The sequence below is a fragment of the Micromonospora sp. WMMD754 genome, assembly GCF_049315235.1.
In the GTDB taxonomy this organism is placed as follows: domain Bacteria; phylum Actinomycetota; class Actinomycetes; order Mycobacteriales; family Micromonosporaceae; genus Micromonospora; species Micromonospora sediminicola.
The window spans coordinates 2,664,374-2,689,790 of sequence record NZ_CP186058.1 but is presented as its reverse complement, the minus strand read 5'-3'; the positions used below and the strand labels follow the sequence as shown (position 1 = coordinate 2,689,790).

Genomic DNA, 25,417 nt, shown 5'->3' with positions numbered 1-25,417 from the left:
CCCCGCACTGTCGTGCACGGCGGCCCGGCCGGTGGCCGGAACGGCCACAGTTCGGCCGACCGGAATCAGCCGACGGCGACCGGTTCGAGCAGGTCGAGCACGTCGGTGAGGCAGGCCAGCTCCGGCCCGTCCCAGCCGTCGTCGGCGTTGAAGACCATGTGTCCGGCGAGGTCCGGCGCGGCCAGCCGGAACGCGCGCAGCCCCACCCGCTCCGCGCCGGTGAGTTCCTGGCTGCCGCCGTCGCCCACGTAGAGGCAGTCGGCCGGGGCGCGGCCGAGCCGGTGACAGGCGGCGAGGTAGAGCGCCGCGTCCGGCTTACAGCGGCCCACCTGGACCGAGAACACCTGGGCGTCGAGCAGCGGGGCGACCGCGAGCTGGGGCAGGAACGCCGGCAGCTCGTGGGTGCAGTCGCTGACCAGCCCGGTGCGTACGCCCCGGCGGCGCAGCGTGGCCAGCACCGGCACCGCCTCCGGGCGCAGCCGGGTGTCGGCCCGTACGGCCCGGTGGCGGGAGGCGACGGCGGCGCGCACGGCCGCGTCGGAGGGACGTACGCCGACCTGCGCGCAGACCCACCGCATGGTCGACTCGGCGTCGCCGAAGAACCCGCTGGCCCGCTCGTAGAAGCTGCCGTCGAGCACCTCGACCAGCGCCTCGGTGGAGCAGCCGAGCAGCTCCGCGATGGTGCCGTGGGCGGCTCCGCGCTGGACGCTGTGGGTCAGGGTGCCGAAGAAGTCGAACAGCACCGCGCGGAACCTGAGCATGATGCGTGATCGTAACGGAGCGCTGACGTTCCGTGGTGTCGGGTGTCCATGTGAGGATTGCTCTCCGTGCCCACCGCTCCGCACCGCCCGCCGCTGGGCGCGCCGACCCTCGGCGCGCTCGCCCTGGCCGTCGCCGCCGTCTCCTCCTCCGCGCCGCTGGTGGCGTTCGCCGCCGCCCCGGCCCTGGCCATCGCGTTCTGGCGCAACACGTTGTCGGTCGCGGTGCTCGGCCCGGTGGCGCTGGCCCGACGGCGGGCCGAACTCCGCTCCCTCACCGTCGGGCCGGGCCGGCGGGAGGGGTTCTACTGCGTCCTCTCCGGGGTGGCGCTGGCCGCGCACTTCGCCACCTGGATGCCGAGCGCGCAGCTCACCACGGTGGCGGCCGCGACCGCGCTCGGCGCGACCCAGCCGGTGTGGCAGGGGTTGATCGCCCGCTGGCAGGGGCGGCGGCTCCCGGTCGCGGTCTGGGCCGGCATCGGGGTGGCGGTGCTCGGCGCGGCGCTCGCCACCGGCGCCGACTTCGCCGTCTCCGGCCGGGCCTTCGGCGGTGACCTGCTGGCCGTGGTCGGGGGCATGTTCGCGGCCGTCTACACCGCCTTTGGCGAGCGCGCCCGGGCCAGCATCAGCACCACCACCTACACCACGATCTGCTACGGCGTCTGCGCGGTGATCCTGCTGGTGGTCTGCCTGCTCGGCGGGGTCCGCCTGCACGGCTGGAACGGCGGGACGTGGCTGGCGATCATCGGCCTGGTGGCCGGCGCCCAACTGCTCGGGCACTCGATGTTCAACTACGCCCTGCACCGGGTCTCCGCGACCACGGTCAGCGTGCTCATCCTGCTGGAGGCACCCGGCGCGGCGCTGATCGGCTGGGTCTGGCTGGGCCAGCTGCCCCGACCGCTCGCGTTGCCCGGACTGGCGCTGCTGCTGGCCGGCGTGGCCGTGGTCGTGCTCGGCGGGGCGCGCGCCGGTCGCCGGGTCGAGCCGGTCCCGGTGCCGGCCGACGCCGCGCCCCTGAAGGACTGAGCGGACGATCAGCGGCGGCGGACCCGGTGCAGGCGGAACGGCTTGCGGACGGCCCGGACCGCCGGGGCCGGGCGGGGCTGCTCGGCCAACGAGTCGGCCGGCAGGTCGGCTCCGGTCACCGCCGTGCCGGCCGGCGTCAGCCGGTTGAGCGCACAACCCTCGGCCGCCCACCGGGCCACCAGCTCGGCGGCCGACCCGGACGCGTTGAGCCGCTTCGCCGCGACCAGCGGGGCGGCGGTGTCCCACTCCTCGGTGCCCGGCCGCAGCCGGGTCACCCGGGCCGGCCAGCTGACGATCCGCCCGCCGTGGTCGCCGCGCAGCGTGACGTCGGCCGTGTCGGCGTCGGCCAGCCCGGGCGCGGCCTGCTCGCCGGGACCGGTCACCACCAGCAGCGCGCCGTCCAGCGGCAGGCACCAGAGCGCGTACGCCGGGCCTCCGGCAACGCTCACCCAGCAGACGGCGGCCTTCTTCACCGCCTCGTCCACCAGTGGCGGGCTCACCCGCTCGTCCACCTCGTCGCTCACCCCGCCATCCTCCCGCATCCCGTGCCCCGGCGCGCACAGCCCGAAGCCGGCGGCCCCGCCCGGCTCCGGCGCCTCCGGCCGGGCCCGATGGGGCGGCGCTCGTCGCCTTTCGAGCTGATATCAGAAACGACTCAGCCGGAAGCGGACCCGGAGCACGGGCCCGGCGCGCCGGCCGCCCGGCCGCGACCACCGCACGACGGGCCCTGATAACACCCACGACGGGCCCTGATAACACCATCGACTCAGCTCGAAAGGCGTCCGAAAGGCGGACCACCCCGGCCGCGTCCGGCCGTCACCTCACCGGAACGGTTCAGCAGCACACGAAGGGCGGGACGGCTCAGCCGACGAAGGGCGGGACGGCGATCTCGCCGCGGGCCACCGGCACGACCTGGCCGGACACCGTCGCGCCCACCGCCGTCCCGCCGGCCGCGGTCACCGTGCAGGCCAGCGAGGACGGGCGGTTGATCTCGACGCCCTGGCGTACCGCGTAGGCCGAGCGCCCCTCCCCGGGCAGCAGGCCGCTGGCGACCAGCCAGACGCCCAGGCCCAGGGCGGCCGAACCGGTCGCCGGGTCCTCCGGGACGCCGAGGCCGGGCACGAAGACCCGGGCGTGCGCGGTTTGCGCGTCGGCGTCCCAGGAGAAGAGGCTGACGTGCTCCACGCCGTACCGCTCCGCCGCCGCCGGGTCCAGCCTGGCCCGGGCCACCGCGTCCGACCGCACCGGGAGGTACGGGAACTCCAGGCCGCACCCGGCGACCCGGGGTGGCGGCCCGGCGTGGTCGGCCGCGGTCAGCCCGACGATCTCCAGCAACGGCTCCGGGTCCAGCTCCGGGCCGAGGGTGGGGGTGCCGCCGGTCAGCGTCGCGCCGGTGGCGGTCACCTCGATCGGCAGCACCCCGGCGCCGCACTCCTGGGTGACCCTGCCCACACCGAACACGCCGCGCCGGCTCGCCGTCACCGCGGCGCCGACGCTCGGGTGCCCGGCGAACGGCAGCTCGTCGACCGGGGTGAAGATCCGGGCCCGGTAGGTCGCGCCGACCTGGGTGGGCGCCAGCACGAAGACCGTCTCCGACAGGTTGAACTCCTGCGCGAGCGCCTGCATCTGCTCGGTGGCGAGCGATTCCGCGCCGAACACCACGGCCAGCGGGTTGCCGGCGAACGGGCGGTCGGTGAAGACGTCCACGATCTCGTAGGACAGGGTCGACATGTTGGTAGACACTAGGCCCTTAGGCTGGTGCCCGTGAGCACGCCGAACCGGGTCTACATCGCTCGACTCGCCGGAGTCGCCGTCTTCGACCCGAACGGCGACCAGGTCGGCCGGATCCGCGACGCCGTGGCCCGGATGCGTCCGACCCAGCGACCGCCGGAGGTGGTGGGGCTGGTCGCCGAGATGCCGATGCGGCGACGCATCTTCCTCTCCATCAACCGGATCACCTCCATCGACCCGGACGCCGTCGTGCTCGGCAGCGGCACCCTCAACCTGCGCCGCTTCGAGAAGCGTCCGAACGAGCTGCTGGTCCTCCAGGAGCTGCTCGACCGGCGGGTCCAGCTCGACTCCGGTCCGGCCGGTTCGGTGGTGGACGTGGCCATGGAGTGCAGCCGGGGCGGCGAGTGGGCCCTGACCCGGGTCGCCGTCCGCGAGCACACCAGCCGGCTCACCCGCCGCGGCCACCTCCACCAGGTCGAGTGGGACCGGGTCCGCGGCCTGGGCACGGTCGGCGACAACCGGGGTACGGCCAACCTGCTCGCCGTGCTGGAGGACATGCGCCCGGCCGACCTGGCCAACGCCCTCCAGGACCTGCCCGACGCCCGGCGCAACGAGGTGGCCGCCGCGCTCGACGACGAGCGCCTGGCCGACGTGCTGAGCGAGCTGCCCGAGCACGACCAGGTGGAGATCCTGGCCGCGCTGGACCGGGAACGGGCCGCCGACGTGCTGGAGGAGATGGACCCGGACGACGCCGCCGACCTGCTCAACGAGCTGCCCCCGCCGGAGCAGGACGTGCTGCTCGACCTGATGGAGCCGGACGAGGCCGACCCGGTACGCCAACTGCTGCGTTACGCCTCCGGCACCGCCGGCAGCGTGATGACCTCCGAGCCGGTGATCCTGCCGCCGGACGCCACCGTCGCCGAGGCGCTGGCCCGGATCCGCGAGGTGCAGCTCTCACCCGCGGTGGCCGCGCAGGTCTTCGTGACCCGGGCGCCGTTGACCACGCCGACCGGACGCTACCTGGGTATGGTGCACTTCCAGCGGTTGCTCCGCGAACCCCCGGCCGACCTGCTCGGCGGGATCGTGGTCAACGACATCGACCCGCTCCGCACCTCGACCCCGCTGACCGAGATCACCCGCCGGATGGCCACCTACGACATGGTGGGGATGCCGGTGGTGGACCGGAACAACCGGCTGGTCGGCGCGGTGACCGTGGACGACGTGCTGGACCACTCCCTGCCGCGCGACTGGCGGGACCGGGACGCGGCGCCCACCCCGTCCGCCACCGACGACGGGACCGTGGACGATGACTGAGCAGCGACGCGGCGAACGGCTCGACCAGCCGCGCGCCCCCCGGGGCCTGCACCTGCCCCGGATCGACGCGGACTCCTTCGGCCGGTGGGCCGAGGGGATCGCCCGGGGCATGGGCACGGCGAACTTCCTGGTCTACATGACCCTGGTCCTCGCCGCCTGGTTCCTGTGGAACACGCTCGCCCCGGCCGACCTGCGCTTCGACCCGTACACCTTCACGTTCCTGACCCTGATCCTCTCGCTCCAGGCCTCGTACGCGGCCCCGCTGATCCTGCTCGCGCAGAACCGGCAGGCGGACCGGGACCGGATCGCGCTGGACGAGGACCGGCGCCGGGCGACCATGCAGAAGGCGGACACGGAATACCTGGCCCGGGAGATCGCGGCCCTGCGGATCGCGATGGGCGACGTGGCGACCCGCGACTTCCTCCGCTCCGAGCTGGCCCGGCTGGCCGAGGAGCTGGACGAGGCGGCCGAGCGGCGACGCAAGCTGGAACGGCGACAGCAGGGGCAGGAGACCCGGCGCCGGGCCGGCGGCGACCCGCTCGACGAGCCCCGCGACGAGTTCGACGGTGACTACGCCCACGACGGCCGGCAGGAGAGCCCGACGTAACATTGCGGGCATGTCAGCACCCGTCAGCACCGTCTCCGACGCGATCCAGGCCGCCCTGGCCACCGTCAACGACCCGGAGATCCGTCGGCCGATCACCGAACTCGGCATGGTCCGCTCCGCCGAGCGCGACGACGACGGCGTGGTCCGGGTGGAACTGCTGCTCACCGTGGCCGGCTGCCCGCTGAAGGACAAGCTGCGCACCGACATCACCGCCGCCGTCGGCGCGGTGCCCGGCGTCAGCGGCGTCGAGATCATCTTCGGTGTGATGAGTCCGGAGCAGCGCCAGGAGCTGCAGTCCAAGCTGCGCGGCGGCGGCACCGCCGAGCCGGTGATCCCGTTCGCCCAGCCCGGTTCCCGGACCCGAGTCTACGCGGTCGCCAGCGGCAAGGGCGGCGTCGGCAAGTCCAGCGTCACGGTCAACCTGGCCGCCGCGCTGGCCGCCCGCGGCCTGTCGGTCGGTGTGGTGGACGCCGACATCTACGGCCACTCGGTGCCCCGGATGCTCGGCGCCGACGGCGCGCCGACCCGCGTCGAAGACATGATCATGCCGCCGCAGTCGCACGGCGTGAAGGTGATCTCGATCGGCATGTTCACCCCCGGCAACGCGGCCGTGGTCTGGCGCGGCCCGATGCTGCACCGGGCGCTGCAGCAGTTCCTCGCCGACGTCTACTGGGGCGACCTGGACGTGCTCCTGCTCGACCTGCCCCCGGGCACCGGCGACATCGCGATCTCGGTGGCCCAACTGCTCCCGAACGCGGAGATCCTGGTCGTCACCACCCCGCAGGCGGCCGCCGCCGAGGTGGCCGAGCGGGCCGGCGCCATCGCGCTGCAGACCCACCAGCGGGTGGTCGGCGTGATCGAGAACATGTCCTGGCTGGAGCTGCCGGACGGCTCCCGGATGGAGGTCTTCGGGGCCGGTGGCGGCGAGGCCGTGGCCGAGTCGCTGACCCGGACCATCGGCGCCCAGGTGCCGGTGCTGGGGCAGATCCCGATGGACACCCGGGTCCGCGAGGGCGGCGACGCCGGCCAGCCGATCGTGCTGGCCCAGCCGGACGCGCCCGCCGCGAAGGCCCTGTTCCAGGTGGCCGACCGGCTCGCGGTGCGCCGCGAGTCACTGCTCGGCAAGCCGCTCGGCCTGAAGCCGGCGGGCCGCTAGACGTCGATCCACCGCTCCCCCACCGCCCCCTTCCGGCCCGCCGGGAGGGGGCGGCTCACGTCCGCCCTGACCCCGCCCGTGCCGGTCGCCGGGACGGGATGGGTCAGGTGGCGTCGTCGTACGAGGGGCGCGGGGCCGGCGGGGTGGGGGCGGCCGGCGTCGCGACGGCGGGGCGGGGGCCCGGGTTGCGCAGGTCGGCGGCGCTCGCGACGTCCTTCAGCTCGTCGTGCACGCCGGTGACGTCGGAGCGCAGGTTGTCGTACATGCTCTGCAACGGCTTCCGGAGCGCCTGCTCGTCCTCCTCGCTGAGCAGGTGCTTGCGGATGAACGCCTTGGGGTGCAGATCCTCGAGCTGGATGTCGGTGCCCAGCTCGCGGCTCAGGTCGCCGGTGGCGTTCCGCGCCATGTTGCGGAGGTTGCGGACCATCCGAAGGCCGTCGTTGATCACGTTGGGCAGCTTGTCCCCGAAGATCAACAGCGCCAGGAGCAGCAGGACGCCGATCTCCCACCAGTTCAGGTTCTCGAACACCGCGGCCTCCTCGTCCGTGTCCAGGGCAAGACTACGCACGTGAGGTGGCCGACGGGGAGGGGGTGACCCCTCCTCACTTCGCGTCGGCGGCGAGCGTCACCGACGCGTTCTGCCGCGACGACCCACGCCGGTACTCCACCGTCACCACCGAACCCGGCGCGTACTTGCGCACCAGCGCCACCAGGTCCGTCGGATCGGTCATCGGATGCCCGTTCAGCCGGAGCACCACGTCCCCGGTGCGCATCCCGGCCGCCGCCGCCGGGCCGGCCGGCTCGACCGCGTTGAGGCGTACGCCGCCACCGGTGGCGCCGGTGCCGCCGACCTGGGCGCCGATCACCGTACGCCGGGCCTTGCCGGTGCCGATGATGTCCTCGGTGACCCGTTTCGCCTGGTTGATCGGGATGGCGAAGGCGAGGCCGATGTTGCCGGCCTCCTGCCCGTCCGCCACCAACGACTTGATCGTCGAGTTCACGCCGACCACCCGGCCGCCGCCGTCCACCAGCGGGCCGCCGGAGTTGCCGTGGTTGACCGCGGCGTCGGTCTGGATGGCCGCGTAGTAGCGGGTCGGCCCGCCCGGCTCACCGGCCTGCATGGTGCGGTCCAGCGCGCTGACGATGCCGGCGGTGACCGTGTTGGCCAGCGACAGCGGCGAGCCCATGGCGAGCACCGGGTCGCCCACGGCGAGCGCGTCGGAGTCGCCGAACTGCACCGGGGTCAACCCGCTGCGGGTCACCTTGACCACCGCGATGTCCGACTCCGGGTCCTGCCCGACGACCGTCGCCGGGGTGGTGCTGCCGTCGTTGAAGATCACCGTGGCCTTGCCGGGCCCGTCGGCGACCACGTGGTCGTTGGTGACGATGTGCCCGTCGGTGCTCACCACGAAGCCGGAGCCCTCGCTGATGCCGCCGAGACTGGCCACCCGGATGGTGACCACGCTGGGCAGCACCCGCTCGGCGACCCCGGCGAGCGACTCGGGCTTGCGCTGGGCCAGCGCCGGGGCCTGCCCGGCCTGCGCGCCCAGGGTGGGCACGTCGCCGCCGCGCATCAGGGCGTAGGTCAGTGCACTGCCCAGCGAGCCGGCCAGCAGCGCGGTGATCAAGGAGATCAGCACCACCTGGCGCAGCCCCGGCCGGGTCGGCAGGTCCGGGTCGGTGACCGGCTCCGGCTCACCCGCCCCGTCGGGTGCGGCGGCCGGGACCACCACGGCCGCCGGCGCGTACGGATCCCGCCACGGGTCGCCCAGCGCGTCGGACCACCAGGGCGACGTCGTCCCACCCGCGGCGCCCTGCGGTGGCTGCCCGGGCCCCGGCCCTCCCGCCGGTGCCGGCGCTCCGCCGGGCTGGCGCCAGTCCCAGCCGTCGGTCACGTCCGTGCCTCCCACTCCGTCCCGCACGCCCCGTGCCGGGCGCCGGCGGAGCCGGACGACCGTGACGCGCGGGACACCTCCAGGATTGCACGGATGCCCCGCGTGGAGTCAGGGGTTGCCGCCCGTGATCGTCCCACCGCCGACTCGCGGCTGCGCCCGTACCGGGTCGCCTCTACGCTCACAGTGCCAACCGACCCCTCGCACCAGCCCGCCCCCGGAGGTGTCCCATCGCCACGGTCGCCGGTCACGGCAGTTCGACGGCCCAGGCGCAGCAGTTCGCCGAGTCGTACGTCACCGAGGACCTCGTGCTGCGCACCGCCCGGGCGCTCGCCCGCGAGGTGGGCGTCGAGGCGGTGACGCCCGGCGCCGGCGCCGCGCTGCGACTGCTCGCCGCCGCCGGCAACGCCCGGGCGGTGGTCGAGATCGGCACCGGCACCGGGGTCAGCGGTGTCTGGCTGCTGCGCGGCATGCGCCCCGACGGCGTGCTCACCACGATCGACGTGGAGGTCGAGTACCAGCGCCTCGCCCGCCGGCTGTTCCAGGAGGCGGGTTTCCCGTCGGGACGTACCCGGATCATCACCGGCCGGGCGCTCGACGTGCTGCCCCGCCTCGCCGACGGCGCCTACGACCTGGTCTTCGCCGACGCCGCGGGGACCGGCTTCGCGGCGTACGTGGACGCGGCGCTGCGGCTGCTGCGGCCCGGCGGCGTGCTCGCGCTCAACGGCGCCCTGGCCGGCGGCCGGATCGGCGACCCGGCCGCCCGGGACGTGGAGACGGTCACCGTGCGGGAGACCGTCAAGGCGATCCGCGAGTCCGAGCACTGGGTGCCGGCGCTGCTGCCGGTCGGCCACGGCCTGCTCGCCGCCGTGCGGAGCTGACCCGCCGCCGGTCAGCCCAGCGTCCCCAGCCAGCGCAGCAGCCCGCGTACGCCCCAGCCGGTCGCGCCCTTGACCAGTTCGCCGTGCACGTCGTCGGACCACGAGGGGGCGGACATGTCCAGGTGCGCCCAGCGGTCCCGCAGGTCGCCGGTGAACTCGCGGAGGAACAGCGCGGCCACCACCGAGCCCGCGCCCCGCGCCGGGGAGCTGTGCAGGTCGGCGATGTCGCTGGCCAGGTATTCCACGTAGTCGTCGGCGAGCGGCATCCGCCAGGCCCGCTCCCCGGCCGCCGAGATCGCGGCCAGCAGGCCCGCGGCCAGGTCGTCGTTCTCGCTGTAGAGCGCGGCGTGCCGCTTGCCCAGCGCCACCGCGTTCGCCCCGGTCAGGGTCGCGAGGTCGACCAGCAGGTCGGGCTTCAGCTCCCGCACCGCGTACGCCATGGCGTCGGCCAGCACCAGCCGGCCCTCGGCGTCGGAGTTGGTGCTCTCGCTGGTCAGGCCGCCGTAGTGCCGGATGATGTCGCCGGGGCGGAACGCCGAGCCGCTGACCATGTTCTCGGCGAGCGGCGCCAGCGTGGTGACCCGTACCGGCAGGCCCAGCGCGGCGGCGCCGAGCGTCGCGGCGACCACGGCGGCGGCGCCGGCCATGTCCTTGCGCATCAGCTTCATGGCGGGCACCGGCTTGATCGAGATGCCGCCGGTGTCGAACGTGATGCCCTTGCCGACCAGCACCACGTGGGTACGCGCGCCGGCCGGGCGCCAGTCCAGCTCGACCAGGCGCGGGCCGCGGGCGGAGCCGCCGCCGACGGCGAGGAGCCCGCCGAAGCCCTCGGCCGCCAGCTCCCGCGGTTCACGCACGCGCAGGTGCAGGTCGGACCGGTCGGCCGCGGCGGCGGCCACCTGGTCGGCGAACCACTCGGGGTGCTTCGTCGACGAGGGGGTGTTGGTCAGGTCCCGGGCCAGCGCGGTCATCTCGGCGGTGGTCCGGGCCGCGGCCAGCGTGTCGGCGTGTGCCTGGGGGTCGGTCACCAGCAGGTCCACCCCGGCCAGGGACGGCCGCGCCCCGGCCTCGGTGAGGCGGTAGCGGTAGGAGCCGAGCAGCAGGCCCTCGGCGAGCCCGCGCAGCGCCGTCCCGGCGTCGTCGGGAAGCGCGATGGTGATCTGCGTCTCATCCTTGGCGGCGCGGGCCAGCGCGGCCCCGGCGACCCGCCAGTCCTGCTCGTCGCCGGCACCGACACCGAGCAGCCAGAGGCGGTTCGGGGCGGCGCCGGGGCGCAGGTGCTCGCGTACCTCGCCGGCGGCGCCGGTGAGTCGGGCGGCGGGCAGCAGCGCGCCCGCCTCGGCCCGGACGTCGTCGGCGGACGGGGCGGCGGTCGGCACCAGCACGGCCGGGGAGTCCGGCCCTCCGGGACGAACGGGCAGGACGAGGGAGTCGGGTCGCACGGACCCGCTCACCAGACGAATGGCCAGCACGCTGGACCGTACCTCCGAAAATGCTCTTAGCGGGACAGTTTGCCGCTCACTGGCCGATGAAGGCCCTGAGCCACCGGCCAAGCCGGTGGCTCAGGGTAGGACGAACCGGCCGCGCGGCGTACGCCGCGCGACCCGCTCCTCGCATCAGCCGGCAGCCGCCTTCAGCGCGTCACCCAGCGCGGTGGCCTCGTCGGGAGTCATCTCGACGACGAGCCGGCCACCACCCTCCAGCGGGACCCGCATGACGATGCCCCGGCCCTCCTTGGTGACTTCCAGCGGACCGTCGCCCGTCCGCGGCTTCATCGCCGCCATGTTGTCTCCCCTCAGACCTACACCAGGGTCGGTGGGTTGCCCCACAGCCACTTCGCCATCGCCACCCGCAAGCGTCGCGGAGGCGTCGACCAACGATTTTCCCTGATGAACACCGCCGGACCCAAACCGAAGCAGCATTGATGTAACAGCATCTAGCTTATCTTGGATAGGCCTGTCACAATGTGCGGTCATGCAGGCACGGTCGGCACTCTTCGACCTGTACGGCGACCACCTCCGCGCCAGGGGTGGCCGCGCACCGGTCGCCGCCCTGGTCAAGCTGCTCGCACCCCTCGGCATCGCCCCACCGGCGGTGCGGACCGCGGTCTCCCGGATGGTCCGTCAGGGCTGGCTGGAACCGCTCCGGCTGGCCTCCGGACCGGGATATTCGATCACCCCGAAGGCGGGTCGTCGACTCGACGAAGCGGCCTCCCGGATCTACCGGACCGGTCGGCACAGTTGGGACGGACGGTTCGACCTCCTGGTGCTGACGGCACCGGCGTCCCGCCGGGACCGGCAGCGGCTCGCGGCCAACCTCAGCTTCCTCGGCTACGGCACGCTCGACGACTGCACCTGGGTGGCCACCCGCCCCGGCGAGGACGTCGACCTGCTGCTCGCCGAGGCCGGCGTGCGCTACGAGCGGTTCACCGCCGCGCACGCCGCCGGCACGCCCGGCGCCATGGGCGTGGTCCGCCGGGCCTGGGACCTGTCCGAGATCGGCCGGGCGTACGAACGCTTCGTCGCCGAGCAGAAGCCGCTGCTCTCCGGCGTCACCGTGCGCAGCAGCGACGAGGACGCGTACGCGGCCCGGTTCCGGCTCGTGCACGCGTGGCGTACCTTCCTGTTCCAGGACCCGCAGCTGCCCCCGGCGCTGCTCCCCGAGCGCTGGCCGGGCACCAGCGCGGCCGGGTTCTTCGACCGGCACGCGGCCCGGCTCCGGCCGGCCGCCGACCGGTACGTCGAGCAGTGCCTCGACGCCAGCAACCGCCTCGCCCGACAGAAGGGTCGTTAGACACGTGACCGAGCCGCTGCTCGTCGACCGCACCGACGCCGTCGTCACCCTGACGCTGAACCGCCCGACGGCGATGAACTCGCTCGACGTGGCGCTCAAGGAGGCGCTCCGGGACGCCCTCGCCGAACTGGAGACCGACCGTTCCTGCCGGGCGGTCGTGCTCGCCGGCGCGGGCGGCTCGTTCAGCGCCGGGCAGGACCTGCGGGAGCACGTGCAGACGCTGGAGTCGGCCGACGCCGACCCGCTGGGCACGGTCCGGGCGCACTACAACCCGATCGCCGCCCGCCTGGCCAACCTGCCCAAGCCGGTGGTCGCCGCGGTGCGCGGGATGGCCGCCGGCGCCGGCGCCTCGCTGGCGTTCCTCGCCGACTTCCGGATCGGCGGCCCGAAGACCCGGTTCCTGATGGCGTTCGCCGGGGTCGGGCTGGCCGCCGACACCGGGGCCTCCTGGACCCTGCCCCGACTCGTCGGCCACGCCAAGGCGGTCGAGCTGCTGATGCTCGCCGAACCGGTCGGCGCCGAGGACGCGTGCCGGCTCGGCCTGCTCACCCGCCTGGTGGACGATGACGAGCAGGTGCTGCCGACCGCGCAGGAACTGGCCGCGCGGCTCGCGGCCGGGCCGACCGTCGCGTACGGGGCGATCAAGCGCCAGCTCTCCATCGCCGACGCCGGCACGCTGGCCGACGCGCTGGCCGCGGAGGCGCAGGCGCAGGCGATCTGCGGCGGCACCGCCGACCACCGCGCCGCCACCATGGCGTTCGTCAACAAGCAGAAGCCGGTGTTCGAGGGGCGCTGAGGCCGGTCAGTCGTCCTCCTCCGGATCCTGGTTGGCCTCCACGCCGAGCACGAACGCCTGCATGGCCAGCTCGTCGCCGGAGGGCGAGACGAACGCGGGCAGCTCACGTGGGCCCAGCTCCTGCACGTACGACCAGAAGAGCCGGACCGCCTCGGCCCGGGTGGCCGCCTCGATCGGCAGGTCGAGGCTGACCAGCCAGGTGCGCCGCGCCGGCGGCGGGCCGAGCCGGTCGGCCAGCGCCCGCCACCGCGCGGGGTCGAGCGCGGTCACCGGGCCGTCGGGGGCCGGGCCGTCCACCGGCACCGGCTCGTCCAGCACCCGCCGGGTGTACGTCACCACGAGCCCCGCCGTCGCGTCGGACTGCGGGTCGTCCGGGTCCTCCCAGCTCCCCCCGGCGGTCGGGGCCTCCGGGGTCCCGGCGGCCCGGCTCCCGGGGGCGGCCGTCGCCGGGGCGTTCCGGGGCCCGGAAGCCGGCCTCGCCGGGGCGTCGCGGGTCGTGGCGGTGGCCGGGGCCACCCGGCCGAGCGCCACCAGGCGCAGCGGCTCCTCGACCAGCACCGCCACCCGGTCGCCGGGCCGGGGCGCGGCTCCCGCCGGGAGGCCGGTCAGCTCCAGCACGTCGTGGTGCACCAGCCGCTCGGCCTCGTAGCGCTCGGCGGGCAGCAGCACCGCCCAGGCGCCCGGCCCGGTGTCACCGTCGGTCGTCGCGCTCGTACGCGGCTCGGTGTCGGTCATGCCCCAATCCCATCACGCCGTCGCGTCACACCCCGGCCCGGTCGCCACTCACGTGACAGTCGGCGAGATGGTCGTCCACCATGCCGGTCGCCTGCATCAGCGCGTAGGCGGTGGTGGGGCCGACGAAGCGGAAGCCACGCTTCTTGAGCGCCTTGGCCATCGCCGTCGACTCCGGGGTGATCGCGGGCACCTCGCCGAACGAGCCGGGTCGCGCGGCCCGGGGCGGCGGCGCGTAGGACCAGAGCAACGCGGAGAGCCCCTCGGGCAGCTCCAGCGCGGCCCGGGCGTTGGCGATCGCCGCCTCGACCTTGGCCCGGTTGCGGACGATCCCGGCGTCCGCCATCAGCCGGGCGACGTCGGCCTCGCCGTAGCCGGCCACCGTCTCGATCCGGAACCCGTCGAAGGCGAGCCGGAACGCCGGGCGCTTGCGCAGGATGGTCAGCCAGGAGAGGCCGGACTGGAACGCCTCCAGGGTGAGCCGCTCGTAGAGCGCGTCGTCGCCGCGCAGCGGCCGCCCCCACTCGTCGTCGTGGTAGACGGCGTAGTCGGGGGTGCTCGCTCCCCACGCGCAGCGGGCCAGCCCGTCGGCCCCGATCACCAGGTCAGTCACGCCCTACACGGTAGGTCAGCCCACCGACAGGCTCCCGGCGCGCGGGCGCCGATCCCGACAGGTTGATTCAGCCGGTCGGGGTGGGCCTCAGGGCAGGCGGCCCTGTTCGACCAGGCGGGCGAACTTCTTCAACGCCTGGGTCAGGCTGAACTTCGAGCCGGGCCAGAGCACCGGCCAGGCGACCCGGCCCGCCGCGCCGCCCGGCAGGTGGAACCACTCGTGCCAGACCACCTGCGTCCGGTCCCGGTCCATCGGGGTGCAGCGCAGGACCCCCGGGCCACGCAGCAGCTTGCCGCAGTGGACCACCCCGACCTCGTACGGGGCGTCGACCCGCACCACCCGCATCTCGTCCCGCAGCACGGCCGGACCCAGCGCGGTGACCGCCTCGACCAGGCTGCCCTCGCCGCCGTCGCCCTCGACCACGCGGACCGTGGTGAGCGGGATCCAGTCCGACTGCCGCTCCCACGCGGTCAGCGCCGCGAAGACCCGCTCGGCCGGCGCGTCGACGATCACCGTCGCGGTGACCTCGGCGGCGCCGCGCCGGGCCGCCTCGGCGAAGTCGGCGGAACCCTCCGCGCCGGTCACGCCGACTCCGACCGGACCACCGGACCGCGTTCCCGGTCGTCGGCATCGGCGGCCGGCACGCTCCCGGCGGACGGTCCGGTGATGATCCCGTCGCCGGGCGAGGTGGTGTCCTCGACGGCCGCGGCGGCCGGAGCCTCCGCCACGCCCGCCTCGGCCGGGGCGACCCCGGCATCCGTCTCCGGCTCGACGTCGGATCCCGGCGCGGGCGCCGAGAGGTCGATGGTCACCGACCCGCCGGTCGTCGGATCGGCGATCGACGGGGCGGGCTCGGAGCTGCTCGCGGCGGCCTCCTCGCGGGCCCGGCGCAGCGCGTCGGCCTCCTCGGTGCGCCCCTCCCGCAACGCCGCGTTCTCGGCCTCCAGCACGCCGATCAGCTCGGACTTGTAGCCGATGTCGTACGCGGCCCGTCGCATCGCCGCGTCGACCTGGGCCATCCGGTAACCGCGCAGCGCGGTGTCGAAACGGACCTCGCTCACGTCGGACTCGTCGAGCGGTCGGGTGCCGGGCAGGGGCACGGCCCGCCCGTCCGGCTCGGTCGGGACCAGGCCCGGATCACGCCCGGAGACCAGCACCGTCACCCCGAGCACCACCGCCGCGACGGTCAGCGCGACCACCAGAAGGAGCAGAACCTGACCCATGCAGAGATCGTGGCATGCGGGCCGGGATCGGGCGAGCCCTCCGCCACCTCCGACTCGGAAACGCCGCACTCCCCCGACCGGGGCGACCACGGATCGGGCCGGCGGGACCAGCGGAGGGCGGGGGCTCCGGACGGGATAGCGTCGGGTCGGCCCGCGACGACGGCCACCCGGGCGGGGAGACGAGGAGGCGGGCATGACGGGAGCGCTACGGCTCGGTGGGCGGACCTTCGCTCCCGGCGAGCTGGTGGTGATGGCGATCGTCAACCGGACGCCGGACTCGTTCTTCGACCGGGGCGCCACCTTCGCCGAGGACAGCGCGCTGCGCGCGGTGGAGCGGGCGGTGACCGAGGGTGCGGAGATCATCGACATCGGCGGGGTGAAGGCCGGCCCCGGCGACGAGGTGGACGTGGCCGAGGAGATCCGCCGGACGGTGGACACCATCGCCGCGGTCCGGTCCGCCTTCCCGGACGTGGTCATCTCGATCGACACCTGGCGGGCCGAGGTGGCGGTGGAGGCGGTCGCGGCCGGCGCGGACCTGCTCAACGACACCTGGTCGGGGGCGGACCCGGCGCTGGCCCGGGTCGCCGCGGCGACCGGCGCGGGGCTGGTCTGCTCGCACGCCGGCGGGTTGGCCCCGCGTACCCGACCGCACCGGGCGGCCTTCGACGACGTGGTGGCGGACGTGGTCGGCACGGTCACCGGGCTGGCCGAGCGGGCGGTGGGGCTGGGGGTGCGGCGGGACGGCATCCTGATCGACCCGGCGCACGACTTCGGCAAGAACACCCGGCACTCGTTGGAGATCACCCGTCGGTTGGGCGAGCTGACCGACACCGGGTGGCCGCTGCTGGTGGCGCTGTCGAACAAGGACTTCATCGGCGAGACGTTGGACCTGCCGGTGCCCGAGCGGCTGGAGGGGACGTTGGCCGCCACCGCGGTCTCGGCGTGGCTGGGCGCCCGGGTGTTCCGGGCCCACCAGGTGCGTCAGACCCGCCGGGTGCTGGACATGGTGGCCTCGATCCGGGGCGACCGGCCCCCGGCGGCCACCCGGCGCGGGCTGGCCTAGGGTCAGGTCCAGCGCAGGACGCCGCGCCGCCAGGCGTAGAGGATCCCGAGCGCCACGATCGCCACGAAGACGCCCATCTCCACCACGGTGGTCGCCCCGAACCCGGGCCGGTCGAAGACCAGCGCCCAGGGGAAGAGGAAGACCGCCTCGACCGCGAAGAGCACGTAGAGGTAGGCGTAGACGTAGTAGCGGATCTGCATCTGGGCCCAGTCGCCGCCGACCGGGTCGAGACCGCACTCGTAGGTGGCCCGCTTGCCCCACGGCTCGGCCGGCCGGCGGGGACGTAACACCCGGTTGGCCGAGAACGCCGTGACGAAGAAGAGCACGGCGGCGAGCAGCAGCAGACCGAGCGTGGCGTACGAGCCGAGATATCCGGTCACGAGCGGAGCGTACCGGTCCCGTCCAGACGTCCCGGACACGTTACGAATTCGTTTCCTGACGGGACTAGTGCCGGATGGCAACTGTCGCCGAATAATGAGACTTCGCTGAAACGTCCGGAGGACAGATGACCCGCCCCCGCGTTCGACCCGCTCGGCGGGTCGCGCACCGCCGTACTCTCGCGCTGTTCGCCCCCGCGCTGCTCGCCGCGGCCGCGACGGTCGTGGCGGTGGCGCCGGGGTGGGCCGCGGCCTCCCCCTTCCCGCTGGCCGGCGTGGTCCACGCGGCGCCCGGCGACCCGGGTGATCCGGACGGTCCGGGCGGCGAGCCCGGCGGCGACCCGACCGAGCCGACCACGCCGACCGACGATCCGACCACCACCGCGCCGGAGCCGACCACCGCGCCTCCGACCGAGGAGGCCCCGGCGCCCACCACGCCGCCGGCACCGGTCACCACCGCCCCGACGCCGCCGACCACGGCCCCGGTCGTGCCGGCGCCGACCACCACGGCGCCCACCACCACCGCGCCGGCGCCGCCGCCGGTGGTGCCGCCGGTCCAGCCCCCGCCTCCGCCGCCGACCCAGCCGGCCGGCGGTCCGCTGGGCGTGCAGGTCTCCACCGACGACGTGGTGCTGACCCCGGACTACTGGAACGCCGACAGCACGGTGACCACGCTGCGGGTGACGGTGACCAACACCGGCGGACGGGCGGAGCAGATCAGCCTCGGATACAGCCTGCCGGCCGGCCTGACCGACGCCGGCACGCCGGGCTGCGCGCCCGCCGGCGGCGGCAACCACCGGTGCGGCGGGTGGACCGCCGCGCCGGGCGCGCGGTTCAGCGCGACCATCCGGGTACGCGTCGCCGCGGACGCCTGGCGGGCCATGCCGCTGAGCGGCGTGGTCCAGGTGACCGCCGTCGCGCCCGGCGCCACCGGGGCGGCGTACGACGACGAGGGCTTCGCGGTGCTGTTCCCGCCCGGGCCCCCGGTGCCGGGCATCTCGCTGCGGGCCGACGAGGTGCTCTTCGACATCAGTGGCGCGCCGAGCACGCTGACCGTCCGGCTCGGCAACACCGGCGAGGTGGACGCCACCGGCCGGGTGGAGGTGCTGCTGCCGGCCGGGGTGACCGTCGGGGCCGGCGACACCGGCTGCGCCGCGCTGGCGCCGGACCGGGCGCGGTGCGAGCTGGGCAGCCTGCCCTCGGGCCGGACCGCCACCCTGCGGCTGCCGGTGACCGCCTCGCCGGAGGCGCAGCGGATGGCGCCGCTCGCCGGCGCGGTGATCGGCCGGCTGGACCCGCGCAGCGGGCGGGACCGGCAGGTGCAGATGAGCTTCCGGATCAGCGCGGCGGCGGCGCAGGCCACGCCGGCGGCCGGCGCGCCCACCCCCACCGGGTCGCAGGGCGTGCTGGCCGCGGAGAGCCGGGCCGACGACGACGAGTCGTCGGTGCAGCGCACCGCGATCGCCCTGATCACCGTGTCCGGGTTGCTGGTCGTGCTGGCGCTGGCCCTGGCCACGCGCTCGCTGCGCCGTCGCAGCGAGATCGGCTCGCCGGACCCGGCCGGGCCGTCGACCGCGGAGCGGTGAGACGAATCCGGCGGTGATCTGAATTACGGCCGCCGGTACTAAACGCTGCAAAGCGGGGCATACACCGGCCCGTTCGGGTCCCACACGTCGGACCTCCACCAAGGTGGCCCTAACCGGGCGACGTAGGCTCTGACGTGAGAAACGGAGCGGGCCGCGCCGGTGAGGGCGACGGCGCTCAGCGAAGCGAGGTGCGGGCGTGACCAAGCAGATCCGTCAACTGGACCGGGTGGTCATCCGGTTCGCCGGCGACTCCGGCGACGGCATGCAGCTCACCGGCGACCGGTTCACCTCGGAGACGGCGCAGCTGGGCAACGACATCTCCACGTTGCCCAACTTCCCGGCCGAGATCCGCGCCCCCGCCGGCACGCTGCCGGGTGTGTCGAGCTTCCAGGTGCACTTCGCCGACTACGACATCCTGACGCCGGGCGACGCGCCGAACGTGCTGGTGGCGATGAACCCGGCGGCGTTGAAGGCGAACCTGGCCGACCTGCCGCGCGGGGCGGACATCATCGTCAACACCGACGAGTTCACCCGGCGCAACCTGGCCAAGGTCGGCTACGCGACCAGCCCGTTGGACGACGACTCGCTCGCCGGCTACGCGGTGCACCCGGTCGCGCTCACCTCGATGACGATCGGCGCGCTGGCCGCGCACGACGTGTCCAAGAAGGACGCCGAGCGGGCCAAGAACATGTTCGCGCTCGGGCTGCTGAGCTGGATGTACTCCCGCCCGTACGAGTCGACGCTGCGGTTCCTGGAGCGCAAGTTCGCGGCCCGCCCCGAGCTGGTGGCGGCGAACGTGGCCGCGTTCCGGGCCGGCTGGAACTTCGGCGAGACCACCGAGGACTTCTCGGTCCGGTACGAGGTCAAGCCGGCGAAGATGCTGCCGGGCACCTACCGCAACATCACCGGCAACGCGGCGCTGTCGCTGGGCCTGGTGGCCGCCGGGGTGCGTTCCGGGCTGCCGGTGTTCCTCGGCGCCTACCCGATCACCCCGGCCTCGGACATCCTGCACGAGCTGAGCAAGCACAAGAAGTTCGGCGTGGTCACCATGCAGGCCGAGGACGAGATCGCCGCGGTCGGCGCGGCGCTGGGCGCGTCGTACGGCGGCGCGCTCGGCATCACCACCACCAGCGGGCCGGGCGTGGCGCTCAAGAGCGAGACGATCTCCCTGGCGGTGGCGCTGGAGCTGCCGCTGGTCATCGTCGACGTGCAGCGGGCCGGGCCGTCCACCGGCATGCCCACCAAGACCGAGCAGGCCGACCTGAACATGGCCCTGTACGGCCGGCACGGTGAGGCACCGGTCGCGGTGGTCGCGCCGAAGTCGCCGTCGGACTGCTTCCACGCGGCGCTGGAGGCGGCCCGGATCGCGCTCACCTACCGCACCCCGGTGATCCTGCTCTCCGACAACTACGTGGCCAACGGCTCCGAGCCGTGGCTGCTGCCGGACGTGGAGTCCCTGCCCGACCTGCGGGTCGAGTTCGCCACCGAGCCCAACGGCGAGGACGGCACCAGCTTCCTGCCCTACCTGCGGGACCCGCAGACGCTGGCCCGCCCGTGGGCGGTGCCCGGCACCCCGGGCCTGGAGCACCGGATCGGCGGCCTGGAGAAGGCCGACAAGACCGGCGACATCTCGTACGACCCGGCGAACCACGACTTCATGGTGCGCACCCGGGCGGCCCGGATCGAGACCATCCCGGTGCCCGACGTCGAGGTGGAGGACCCGGACGGCGACGCCCGGGTGCTGGTGCTGGGTTGGGGCTCGACGTACGGGCCGATCGGCGCCGCCTGCCGGGGCCTGCGCCAGCGCGGGCTGTCGGTGGCCCAGGCGCACCTGCGCCACCTGGCCCCGATGCCGGCCAACCTCGGCGAGGTGCTGCGCTCCTACGACCGGGTGGTCGTACCCGAGATGAACCTCGGCCAGCTCGCCCACGTGATCCGGGCGAAGTACCTGGTCGACGCGATCGGCTACAACCAGGTCCGCGGCCTGCCGTTCACCGCCGCGGAGCTGGAGACGATGCTGGAAGAGGTCCTGAAGAATGTCTGAGCCCGTCGCCCTGAAGCTCACCGCCAAGGACTTCAAGTCCGACCAGGAGGTGCGCTGGTGCCCCGGTTGTGGCGACTACGCCATCCTGGCCGCCGTGCAGGGCTTCATGCCGGAGCTGAACATCGCCCGGGAGAACATCGTCTTCGTCTCGGGCATCGGCTGCTCGTCGCGTTTCCCGTACTACATGAACACGTACGGGATGCACTCGATCCACGGCCGCGCCCCGGCGATCGCCACCGGCCTGTCGGTGTCCCGGCCGGACCTGTCGGTCTGGGTGGTCACCGGTGACGGCGACGCGCTCTCCATCGGCGGCAACCACCTGATCCACGCGCTGCGGCGCAACGTCAACCTGAAGATCCTGCTGTTCAACAACCGGATCTACGGCCTCACCAAGGGTCAGTACTCGCCCACCTCCGAGGTCGGCAAGATCACCAAGTCGACCCCGGCCGGCTCGGCGGACGCCCCGTTCAACCCGCTGTCGCTGGCGCTGGGGGCCGAGGCCACGTTCGTGGCCCGGACCATCGACTCGGACCGTAAGCACCTCCAGTCGGTGCTGCGGGCCGCGGCGGAGCACCAGGGCTCGGCGTTCGTGGAGATCTACCAGAACTGCAACATCTTCAACGACGGCGCGTTCGACCCGCTCAAGGAGCCGGCCACCCGGGACGACTTCCTGATCCGGCTGGAGCACGGGCAGCCGATCACGTTCGGCAAGGACGGCCAGTTCTGCGTCGTCCACCCGCCGGGTGGCTTCGGGCTGGAGGTCCGGGAGACCTCGGCCACCCCGGCCGAGGAGATCGTCGTGCACGACGCCACGGTCGCCGACCCGGCGTACGCGTTCGCGCTGTCCCGCCTGCCCGGGCTCGACCTGCGCAACACCCCGATCGGGGTGTTCCGGTCGGTCGGTCGCCCGTCCTACGACAGCGTGGTGCAGGAGCAGGTCGCGGCGGCGCGGGCCGCTGTCGACCAGACCCCGGAGCAGCAGCTCTCCGCGCTGCTCGGCAGCGGCGACACCTGGACCATCCTCTGACCGGTCCCTGACCCGCCGACGCGAAGGGCGTGCCGTTCCCCCGCGGAACGGCCCGCCCTTCGGCGTGGAGGCACCCGGTCAGGCCGCCGCCGCGGCGGGCACCCACAGCTCGTCGACCGCCCGCTCGGCGGCCGCCAGGCTCTGCTCGTGCAGCGGGATCAGCTCCGCCATCGCCGGGTTGACCGGGGCCAGGGTCAGCTCGGCGGAGATGAACCGCGGCTCCAGGCCGGTCATGGAGATGCCGTGCGGAAGCCACGGCTCGGCGTGGTCCCAGCCCTCCTTCGGGCTGCCCGCGCCGTAGCCGCCGCCCCGGCTGACCAGGACCACGAACTCGCGACCGCCGAGCAGCCCGGCCCGGGTCGCCGGGTCGTACGCGATGCCGGGGGCGATCAGGTGGTCGACCCAGGACTTCACCACGCTCGGTGCGCCGTAGTTGTAGAGCGGCAGCCCCAGCAGGATCGTGTCGGCCCGGGTCACCTCCCCCACCAGTTCCTCGGTCAGCTGCCAGGAGGCGCGCTGCTCGGGCGTGTGCTGGTCCGGCGGCACCATCCGGGCGAGGCCGCCGGCGGCGTCGAGGTGCGGCACCGGGCTCTGCCCGAGGTCGCGGTAGGTGACCGTGCCGCCGGGGTGGGCGGCGCGCCACGCGGCCGCCGCGCGGGCGGTGAGGCGCCGGCTGACCGACCGCTCGCCGGTGATGCTCGAGTCGATGTGCAACAGGTGTGCCATTGGTTGTTCCTCCTCCATCGATCGTTCGTGTAGGACCAACCATTTATAGCAGGGCGATGTTCCGTGGGCCGCGTAAACTGGGTCACATGTCCGCCGTGCCCGCCCAGGAGTCGGAGCGCCGTTCCGGGCCGCTGCTGCAGCACCTGGCCCGCCGGATGCGGCTGCGCTCCGAGTCGGTGCTGGCGCCGCTGGGCCTGCGCCCCCGGCACCTCGTCGCGCTCACCGTGCTGCGCGACTCGGGCGGCATCAGCCAGCAGGGGTTGGCCGCCACGCTCCAGATCGACGGCACGAACGTGGTCGGGCTGCTCAACGACCTGGAGGCGGACGACCTGGTCGAACGGCGCCGGTCCCCGGAGGACCGCCGCCGGCACGTGGTCAGCCTGACCGAGGTGGGCACGACACGACTCCGCGAGGCGGAGTGCGCGCTCGCCGGCGCGGAGGAGGAGGTGCTCGGCGCGCTGGAGCCGGGCGAGCGGGACCTGCTCTACGAGCTGCTGCGACGGGCCAGCCAGGGCCGGTCGTCGTCCTGCGCCGAGGTGGTCTCGGCGGACGGCCCGGACGCCTGCTGACCGCAGCCGGTGACCCGGCCCGGCAACCGGCTCATACCGTGGTGGTGGCCTGCGGCCGGTCGTCGCGGACGTGGACCAGCATGTCGCCGGTCTCGATCACCGCGCCCGCGCGGTCGTTCAGCGTGACCACCTTGCCCCGGCGGACCAGCGCGATGACCAGCGACTCCAGCTCACGCGGAGACCGGCCCACCTCGTCGCGCTCGGCCGACCGCATCGCCAGCGCCATGCCCTGGCCGGGGGTGAGCAGGTCCTCCACCACGTCGATCAGCGGCGGGGCCGAGGTGGAGAGGCCGAGCAGCCGGCCGGCGGTGGCCGACGAGACGATCACGTGGTGCGCGCCGCTCTGCTTGAGCAGGGGCGCGTTCTCCGCCTCCCGAACCGCCGCGATGATCCGTACCTGACCGGCGGTCAGTTGCCGGACGGTCAGCGCCACCAGCACCGAGGCGTCGTCGCTGTCGGTCGCGATGATGACCGACTTGGCGGTGCGGACGTGCGCCTCCTCCAGCACCGACGAGCGGGTCGCCGAACCCTCGATCGTCACCAGCCCGTTCGAGGTGGCCTGCCGCAGGGCCGGGCCGCTCCGCTCGACCACCACGATCTTGGACTTGTCCGCCCCGTTCTCCAGCAGCGCGGAGACCGCGCTGCGGCCCTTGGTGCCGTACCCGCAGATGATGACGTGGTCCTTCACGGTTCTCCTCCACCGCGACAGGCGACGGCCGGTCCGGTACTGCTCGGTCAGGACTTCCAGGGTGGTGCCGACCAGGATGATCAGGAAGAGCACCCGGGCGGGGGTGACGAACAGGACGTTGACCAGTCGCGCCGACGGGCTGGACGGGGCGATGTCGCCGTAACCGGTGGTGGAGAGCGACACCACCACGTAGTAGAAGCAGTCGAGGAGGGTCAGGCCGTCCCCGTTGACGTCGCGGTAGCCGTCGCGGTCGAGCCAGACCACGAAGACGGTGGCGAGGACCAGCCCCAGGGCGGCGAGCAGGCGCAGACTCAGCGCGCTCAGCGGCCCCCGCCGTTGCGCGGGAAAATGGATCACCGTCGGTCCCGCTCCGCCACCGTCGCCTGCACGCCCTCAAGATAGCGGGTACGCCCCGAACCGGCCGGCCGGGCCGGGGGACCGGCCCCCGCCGCACGAGCGGTAAGGATCTCGTCACATTCATCGACGTGCCGCTGGGCAAGACTCGTACCCACCGATAGTGACGAGGGGGAGTCGGATGCGTACACGTGCGGCACTGACCACGCTGGCCGTGGTCCTCGGGACGGCCCTGGCCGGCGCGTCGCCAGCGGTGGCGGGTCGGCCCGGGGACCGCCCGCCGGAGACGTCCCGGCCCACGCGGCCGAAGCCCACCCCCGTCCCGTCACCGACCGTCTCCCCCCGGCCGACCGCCTCGCCGACGCCCACCGTGCGGCCCACGCCGACGGTGTCCCCCTCGCCCACCGCCCGCCCGACGCCGACCGCCTCGCCGTCGCCGTCCGGCACGCCGGCCCCCAGCACACCGGCGCCGATGCCGACGGCGAAGCGGACCGCCGAGGTGCTGCCGGGGCTGGACGACAGCCGGAGCACCACGGCCTACGACGTCAACTCGGCCGGGGTGGTGGTCGGGTCGGCGGAGCTGGCCAACGGCGACTGGCACGCGGTGCGGTGGGTCGACGGGCGGATCGAGGACCTGGGCACGCTCGGCGGCCGCACCAGTCAGGCCCAGGCGATCGACGAGCGGGGTCGTATCGTCGGCACCGCCCAGGCCGCCGACGGCAGCAGCCACGCCGTCGCCTGGGTGGGCGGGAAGATCCAGGACCTCGGCCTGACCGGCGGCATCTTCTCGATCGCGTTCGACACCGCCGGGGACCGGATCGTCGGCGTCTATCACGTGACCGACAGCTTCACCGGACGGCGGGCCTTCGTCCGGACCGGGAACACCGAGGTCACGATCGACGCGCCGCCGGGCGCGAGCGCCGCCGCGGTCAACGAGGCCGGCACGGTCACCGGCACCTACGGCTTCAAGGAGTGGACCGACCCTCCGTTCGTCAACCAGGCGTTCGTCTGGCGCGACGGCGTCCTCCGGTCGCTCGGCACGCTCGGCGGGCCCACCAGCGTCGCGAACGGCATCAACGACCTCGGTCAGGTGGTCGGCACGAGCTGGACCGCGGACGGCCAGTTCGCCGCGTTCTTCTGGGACGGCACGACGATGCGCCGGCTGGCCACCAGCTCGGCCTCCCCGACGGCGCAGTCGCTGAACGACTCGGGTCTGGTGATCGGCACCGACGGCACCGGCAGCCGGGCGATGATCTGGCCGTCGCCGACGGCGACCTCGCAGCTGCTGCCGTTGCCGGACGGGGCGGTGAGCAGCGTCGCGATCAACGTGAACGACGCCGGTGTCATCGCCGGGCAGGCGAACTTCGTCTCGCCGAGCTGGCACGGCCGAGCGGTCGTCTGGCGGTGACCGGAACCGGTCCGGTCGGCACCACGGGGGTCGACCGGGCCGGTCCGACCCGC

General features: G+C 74.2%; 27 protein-coding genes. 13 read left to right on the top strand and 14 right to left on the bottom strand.

The features are described from left to right. Window positions 1-65: 65 nt before the first annotated feature. Complete coding sequence (locus tag ACN27B_RS13175; RefSeq protein ID WP_091582694.1) at window positions 66-761, bottom strand: HAD family hydrolase; 696 nt, start codon at window positions 759-761, stop codon at window positions 66-68. Between the two features lie 66 nt (window positions 762-827). On the opposite strand from ACN27B_RS13175, the gene ACN27B_RS13170 reads away from it, so the two are divergent. Beyond that, a complete protein-coding gene (locus tag ACN27B_RS13170) occupies window positions 828-1,784 on the top strand; it encodes a DMT family transporter (RefSeq protein WP_099164788.1) in 957 nt (318 codons plus the stop codon). A gap of 8 nt (window positions 1,785-1,792) precedes the next feature. Here ACN27B_RS13170 and ACN27B_RS13165 read toward each other — a convergent pair whose 3' ends face one another. Together ACN27B_RS13165 and ACN27B_RS13160 are read right to left on the bottom strand one after the other, a co-directional pair. After that, window positions 1,793-2,326, bottom strand: a complete 534-nt coding sequence (locus ACN27B_RS13165) for a hypothetical protein (RefSeq protein ID WP_422745182.1) — start codon at window positions 2,324-2,326, stop codon at window positions 1,793-1,795. Between the two features lie 319 nt (window positions 2,327-2,645). Next, window positions 2,646-3,515 carry a PhzF family phenazine biosynthesis protein gene (locus ACN27B_RS13160; RefSeq protein WP_422745180.1) on the bottom strand — a complete coding sequence of 290 codons (870 nt, stop codon included), beginning with the start codon at window positions 3,513-3,515 and terminating at the stop codon, window positions 2,646-2,648. Window positions 3,516-3,548: 33 nt separating this feature from the next. Between ACN27B_RS13160 and ACN27B_RS13155 the strand changes: the two genes are divergently transcribed. From ACN27B_RS13155 to ACN27B_RS13145, 3 genes are read left to right on the top strand one after another with little or no spacing between them, the layout of a single operon-like run. Continuing rightward, window positions 3,549-4,829, top strand: a complete 1,281-nt coding sequence (locus ACN27B_RS13155; protein WP_422745178.1) for a magnesium transporter MgtE N-terminal domain-containing protein — start codon at window positions 3,549-3,551, stop codon at window positions 4,827-4,829. Continuing rightward, a complete protein-coding gene (locus ACN27B_RS13150) occupies window positions 4,822-5,436 on the top strand; it encodes a DUF1003 domain-containing protein (protein WP_091582711.1) in 615 nt (204 codons plus the stop codon). Before ACN27B_RS13155 ends, ACN27B_RS13150 begins: the two co-directional genes overlap by 8 nt. Window positions 5,437-5,446: 10 nt before the next feature. Then, complete coding sequence (locus ACN27B_RS13145) at window positions 5,447-6,592, top strand: Mrp/NBP35 family ATP-binding protein (RefSeq protein ID WP_091582715.1); 1,146 nt, start codon at window positions 5,447-5,449, stop codon at window positions 6,590-6,592. A gap of 103 nt (window positions 6,593-6,695) precedes the next feature. Here ACN27B_RS13145 and ACN27B_RS13140 read toward each other — a convergent pair whose 3' ends face one another. Together ACN27B_RS13140 and ACN27B_RS13135 are read right to left on the bottom strand one after the other, a co-directional pair. Beyond that, window positions 6,696-7,121 (bottom strand): preprotein translocase subunit TatB, encoded by a 426-nt coding sequence (locus tag ACN27B_RS13140; RefSeq protein WP_099162696.1) that lies wholly within the window; start codon window positions 7,119-7,121, stop codon window positions 6,696-6,698. Window positions 7,122-7,194: 73 nt separating this feature from the next. Continuing rightward, complete coding sequence (locus ACN27B_RS13135; RefSeq protein WP_422745956.1) at window positions 7,195-8,502, bottom strand: S1C family serine protease; 1,308 nt, start codon at window positions 8,500-8,502, stop codon at window positions 7,195-7,197. A 212-nt stretch (window positions 8,503-8,714) separates the two neighbouring features. On the opposite strand from ACN27B_RS13135, the gene ACN27B_RS13130 reads away from it, so the two are divergent. After that, a complete protein-coding gene (locus tag ACN27B_RS13130) occupies window positions 8,715-9,365 on the top strand; it encodes an O-methyltransferase (RefSeq protein WP_256386054.1) in 651 nt (216 codons plus the stop codon). Between the two features lie 11 nt (window positions 9,366-9,376). Here the strand turns inward: ACN27B_RS13130 and ACN27B_RS13125 are convergent, their stop codons facing one another. Next, entirely contained in the window at window positions 9,377-10,837 is a 1,461-nt protein-coding gene (locus tag ACN27B_RS13125) for a leucyl aminopeptidase family protein (RefSeq protein WP_422745175.1), read from the bottom strand. A gap of 144 nt (window positions 10,838-10,981) precedes the next feature. Continuing rightward, entirely contained in the window at window positions 10,982-11,149 is a 168-nt protein-coding gene (locus tag ACN27B_RS13120) for a DUF3117 domain-containing protein (RefSeq protein WP_013283866.1), read from the bottom strand. 190 nt (window positions 11,150-11,339) lie between these two features. On the opposite strand from ACN27B_RS13120, the gene ACN27B_RS13115 reads away from it, so the two are divergent. After that, complete coding sequence (locus ACN27B_RS13115) at window positions 11,340-12,158, top strand: PaaX family transcriptional regulator C-terminal domain-containing protein (protein ID WP_099162700.1); 819 nt, start codon at window positions 11,340-11,342, stop codon at window positions 12,156-12,158. A gap of 4 nt (window positions 12,159-12,162) precedes the next feature. Further along, on the top strand, window positions 12,163-12,954 hold the full coding sequence (locus tag ACN27B_RS13110) for an enoyl-CoA hydratase/isomerase family protein (protein ID WP_091582740.1): 792 nt from the start codon (window positions 12,163-12,165) through the stop codon (window positions 12,952-12,954). Between the two features lie 6 nt (window positions 12,955-12,960). On the opposite strand, the gene ACN27B_RS13105 is transcribed toward ACN27B_RS13110, so the two are convergent. The 4 genes from ACN27B_RS13105 to ACN27B_RS13090 form a co-directional block, all read right to left on the bottom strand. Then, window positions 12,961-13,689 carry a hypothetical protein gene (locus ACN27B_RS13105; protein WP_422745171.1) on the bottom strand — a complete coding sequence of 243 codons (729 nt, stop codon included), beginning with the start codon at window positions 13,687-13,689 and terminating at the stop codon, window positions 12,961-12,963. A 25-nt stretch (window positions 13,690-13,714) separates the two neighbouring features. Then, window positions 13,715-14,299: a DNA-3-methyladenine glycosylase I gene (locus ACN27B_RS13100; protein ID WP_091582747.1), complete on the bottom strand. Its 585-nt coding sequence runs from the start codon at window positions 14,297-14,299 to the stop codon at window positions 13,715-13,717. A gap of 87 nt (window positions 14,300-14,386) precedes the next feature. Continuing rightward, window positions 14,387-14,884, bottom strand: coding sequence for an SRPBCC family protein (locus ACN27B_RS13095; RefSeq protein ID WP_099162702.1), 498 nt, complete (start codon window positions 14,882-14,884; stop codon window positions 14,387-14,389). Next, a complete protein-coding gene (locus ACN27B_RS13090; protein ID WP_422745168.1) occupies window positions 14,881-15,522 on the bottom strand; it encodes a DivIVA domain-containing protein in 642 nt (213 codons plus the stop codon). Before ACN27B_RS13090 ends, ACN27B_RS13095 begins: the two co-directional genes overlap by 4 nt. A 193-nt stretch (window positions 15,523-15,715) precedes the next feature. Between ACN27B_RS13090 and folP the strand changes: the two genes are divergently transcribed. After that, entirely contained in the window at window positions 15,716-16,585 is an 870-nt protein-coding gene (folP, locus tag ACN27B_RS13085) for a dihydropteroate synthase (RefSeq protein ID WP_091582757.1), read from the top strand. A 2-nt stretch (window positions 16,586-16,587) separates the two neighbouring features. Here the strand turns inward: folP and ACN27B_RS13080 are convergent, their stop codons facing one another. Continuing rightward, window positions 16,588-16,965, bottom strand: a complete 378-nt coding sequence (locus ACN27B_RS13080; RefSeq protein ID WP_098743819.1) for an NADH-quinone oxidoreductase subunit A — start codon at window positions 16,963-16,965, stop codon at window positions 16,588-16,590. 125 nt (window positions 16,966-17,090) lie between these two features. Here ACN27B_RS13080 and ACN27B_RS13075 point away from each other — a divergent pair, with 125 nt between their 5' ends. The 3 genes from ACN27B_RS13075 (at window position 17,091) to ACN27B_RS13065 (ending at window position 21,619) form a co-directional block, all read left to right on the top strand. Beyond that, window positions 17,091-18,548, top strand: a complete 1,458-nt coding sequence (locus tag ACN27B_RS13075) for a hypothetical protein (protein WP_422745165.1) — start codon at window positions 17,091-17,093, stop codon at window positions 18,546-18,548. Between the two features lie 196 nt (window positions 18,549-18,744). Next, window positions 18,745-20,592: a 2-oxoacid:acceptor oxidoreductase subunit alpha gene (locus ACN27B_RS13070; RefSeq protein ID WP_091582764.1), complete on the top strand. Its 1,848-nt coding sequence runs from the start codon at window positions 18,745-18,747 to the stop codon at window positions 20,590-20,592. Continuing rightward, window positions 20,585-21,619, top strand: a complete 1,035-nt coding sequence (locus tag ACN27B_RS13065) for a 2-oxoacid:ferredoxin oxidoreductase subunit beta (RefSeq protein ID WP_099162705.1) — start codon at window positions 20,585-20,587, stop codon at window positions 21,617-21,619. The genes ACN27B_RS13070 and ACN27B_RS13065 overlap by 8 nt, the downstream gene beginning before the upstream one ends. Window positions 21,620-21,697: 78 nt before the next feature. On the opposite strand, the gene ACN27B_RS13060 is transcribed toward ACN27B_RS13065, so the two are convergent. Continuing rightward, window positions 21,698-22,345 (bottom strand): FMN-dependent NADH-azoreductase, encoded by a 648-nt coding sequence (locus ACN27B_RS13060; protein ID WP_099162706.1) that lies wholly within the window; start codon window positions 22,343-22,345, stop codon window positions 21,698-21,700. 86 nt (window positions 22,346-22,431) lie between these two features. Here ACN27B_RS13060 and ACN27B_RS13055 point away from each other — a divergent pair, with 86 nt between their 5' ends. After that, window positions 22,432-22,914 carry a MarR family winged helix-turn-helix transcriptional regulator gene (locus ACN27B_RS13055; RefSeq protein WP_245666909.1) on the top strand — a complete coding sequence of 161 codons (483 nt, stop codon included), beginning with the start codon at window positions 22,432-22,434 and terminating at the stop codon, window positions 22,912-22,914. Between the two features lie 31 nt (window positions 22,915-22,945). Here the strand turns inward: ACN27B_RS13055 and ACN27B_RS13050 are convergent, their stop codons facing one another. Then, window positions 22,946-23,959, bottom strand: coding sequence for a potassium channel family protein (locus ACN27B_RS13050; RefSeq protein WP_099162707.1), 1,014 nt, complete (start codon window positions 23,957-23,959; stop codon window positions 22,946-22,948). A gap of 178 nt (window positions 23,960-24,137) precedes the next feature. Here ACN27B_RS13050 and ACN27B_RS13045 point away from each other — a divergent pair, with 178 nt between their 5' ends. Further along, window positions 24,138-25,364, top strand: a complete 1,227-nt coding sequence (locus tag ACN27B_RS13045) for a hypothetical protein (protein WP_422745161.1) — start codon at window positions 24,138-24,140, stop codon at window positions 25,362-25,364. The last annotated feature ends 53 nt before the right edge of the window (window positions 25,365-25,417 follow it).

What these genes read in the sequence shown, in the direction of transcription:
- ACN27B_RS13175 (WP_091582694.1), bottom strand. Translation starts at nt 761, where the DNA reads ATGCTCAGGTTCCGCGCGGTGCTGTTCGACTTCTTCGGCACCCTGACC.
- ACN27B_RS13165 (WP_422745182.1), bottom strand. Translation starts at nt 2,326, where the DNA reads ATGCGGGAGGATGGCGGGGTGAGCGACGAGGTGGACGAGCGGGTGAGC.
- ACN27B_RS13160 (WP_422745180.1), bottom strand. Translation starts at nt 3,515, where the DNA reads ATGTCGACCCTGTCCTACGAGATCGTGGACGTCTTCACCGACCGCCCG.
- ACN27B_RS13150 (WP_091582711.1), top strand. Translation starts at nt 4,822, where the DNA reads ATGACTGAGCAGCGACGCGGCGAACGGCTCGACCAGCCGCGCGCCCCC.
- ACN27B_RS13145 (WP_091582715.1), top strand. Translation starts at nt 5,447, where the DNA reads ATGTCAGCACCCGTCAGCACCGTCTCCGACGCGATCCAGGCCGCCCTG.
- ACN27B_RS13120 (WP_013283866.1), bottom strand. Translation starts at nt 11,149, where the DNA reads ATGGCGGCGATGAAGCCGCGGACGGGCGACGGTCCGCTGGAAGTCACC.
- ACN27B_RS13115 (WP_099162700.1), top strand. Translation starts at nt 11,340, where the DNA reads ATGCAGGCACGGTCGGCACTCTTCGACCTGTACGGCGACCACCTCCGC.
- ACN27B_RS13105 (WP_422745171.1), bottom strand. Translation starts at nt 13,689, where the DNA reads ATGACCGACACCGAGCCGCGTACGAGCGCGACGACCGACGGTGACACC.
- ACN27B_RS13090 (WP_422745168.1), bottom strand. Translation starts at nt 15,522, where the DNA reads ATGGGTCAGGTTCTGCTCCTTCTGGTGGTCGCGCTGACCGTCGCGGCG.
- folP (WP_091582757.1), top strand. Translation starts at nt 15,716, where the DNA reads ATGACGGGAGCGCTACGGCTCGGTGGGCGGACCTTCGCTCCCGGCGAG.
- ACN27B_RS13075 (WP_422745165.1), top strand. Translation starts at nt 17,091, where the DNA reads ATGACCCGCCCCCGCGTTCGACCCGCTCGGCGGGTCGCGCACCGCCGT.
- ACN27B_RS13065 (WP_099162705.1), top strand. Translation starts at nt 20,585, where the DNA reads ATGTCTGAGCCCGTCGCCCTGAAGCTCACCGCCAAGGACTTCAAGTCC.
- ACN27B_RS13060 (WP_099162706.1), bottom strand. Translation starts at nt 22,345, where the DNA reads ATGGCACACCTGTTGCACATCGACTCGAGCATCACCGGCGAGCGGTCG.
- ACN27B_RS13055 (WP_245666909.1), top strand. Translation starts at nt 22,432, where the DNA reads ATGTCCGCCGTGCCCGCCCAGGAGTCGGAGCGCCGTTCCGGGCCGCTG.
- ACN27B_RS13045 (WP_422745161.1), top strand. Translation starts at nt 24,138, where the DNA reads ATGCGTACACGTGCGGCACTGACCACGCTGGCCGTGGTCCTCGGGACG.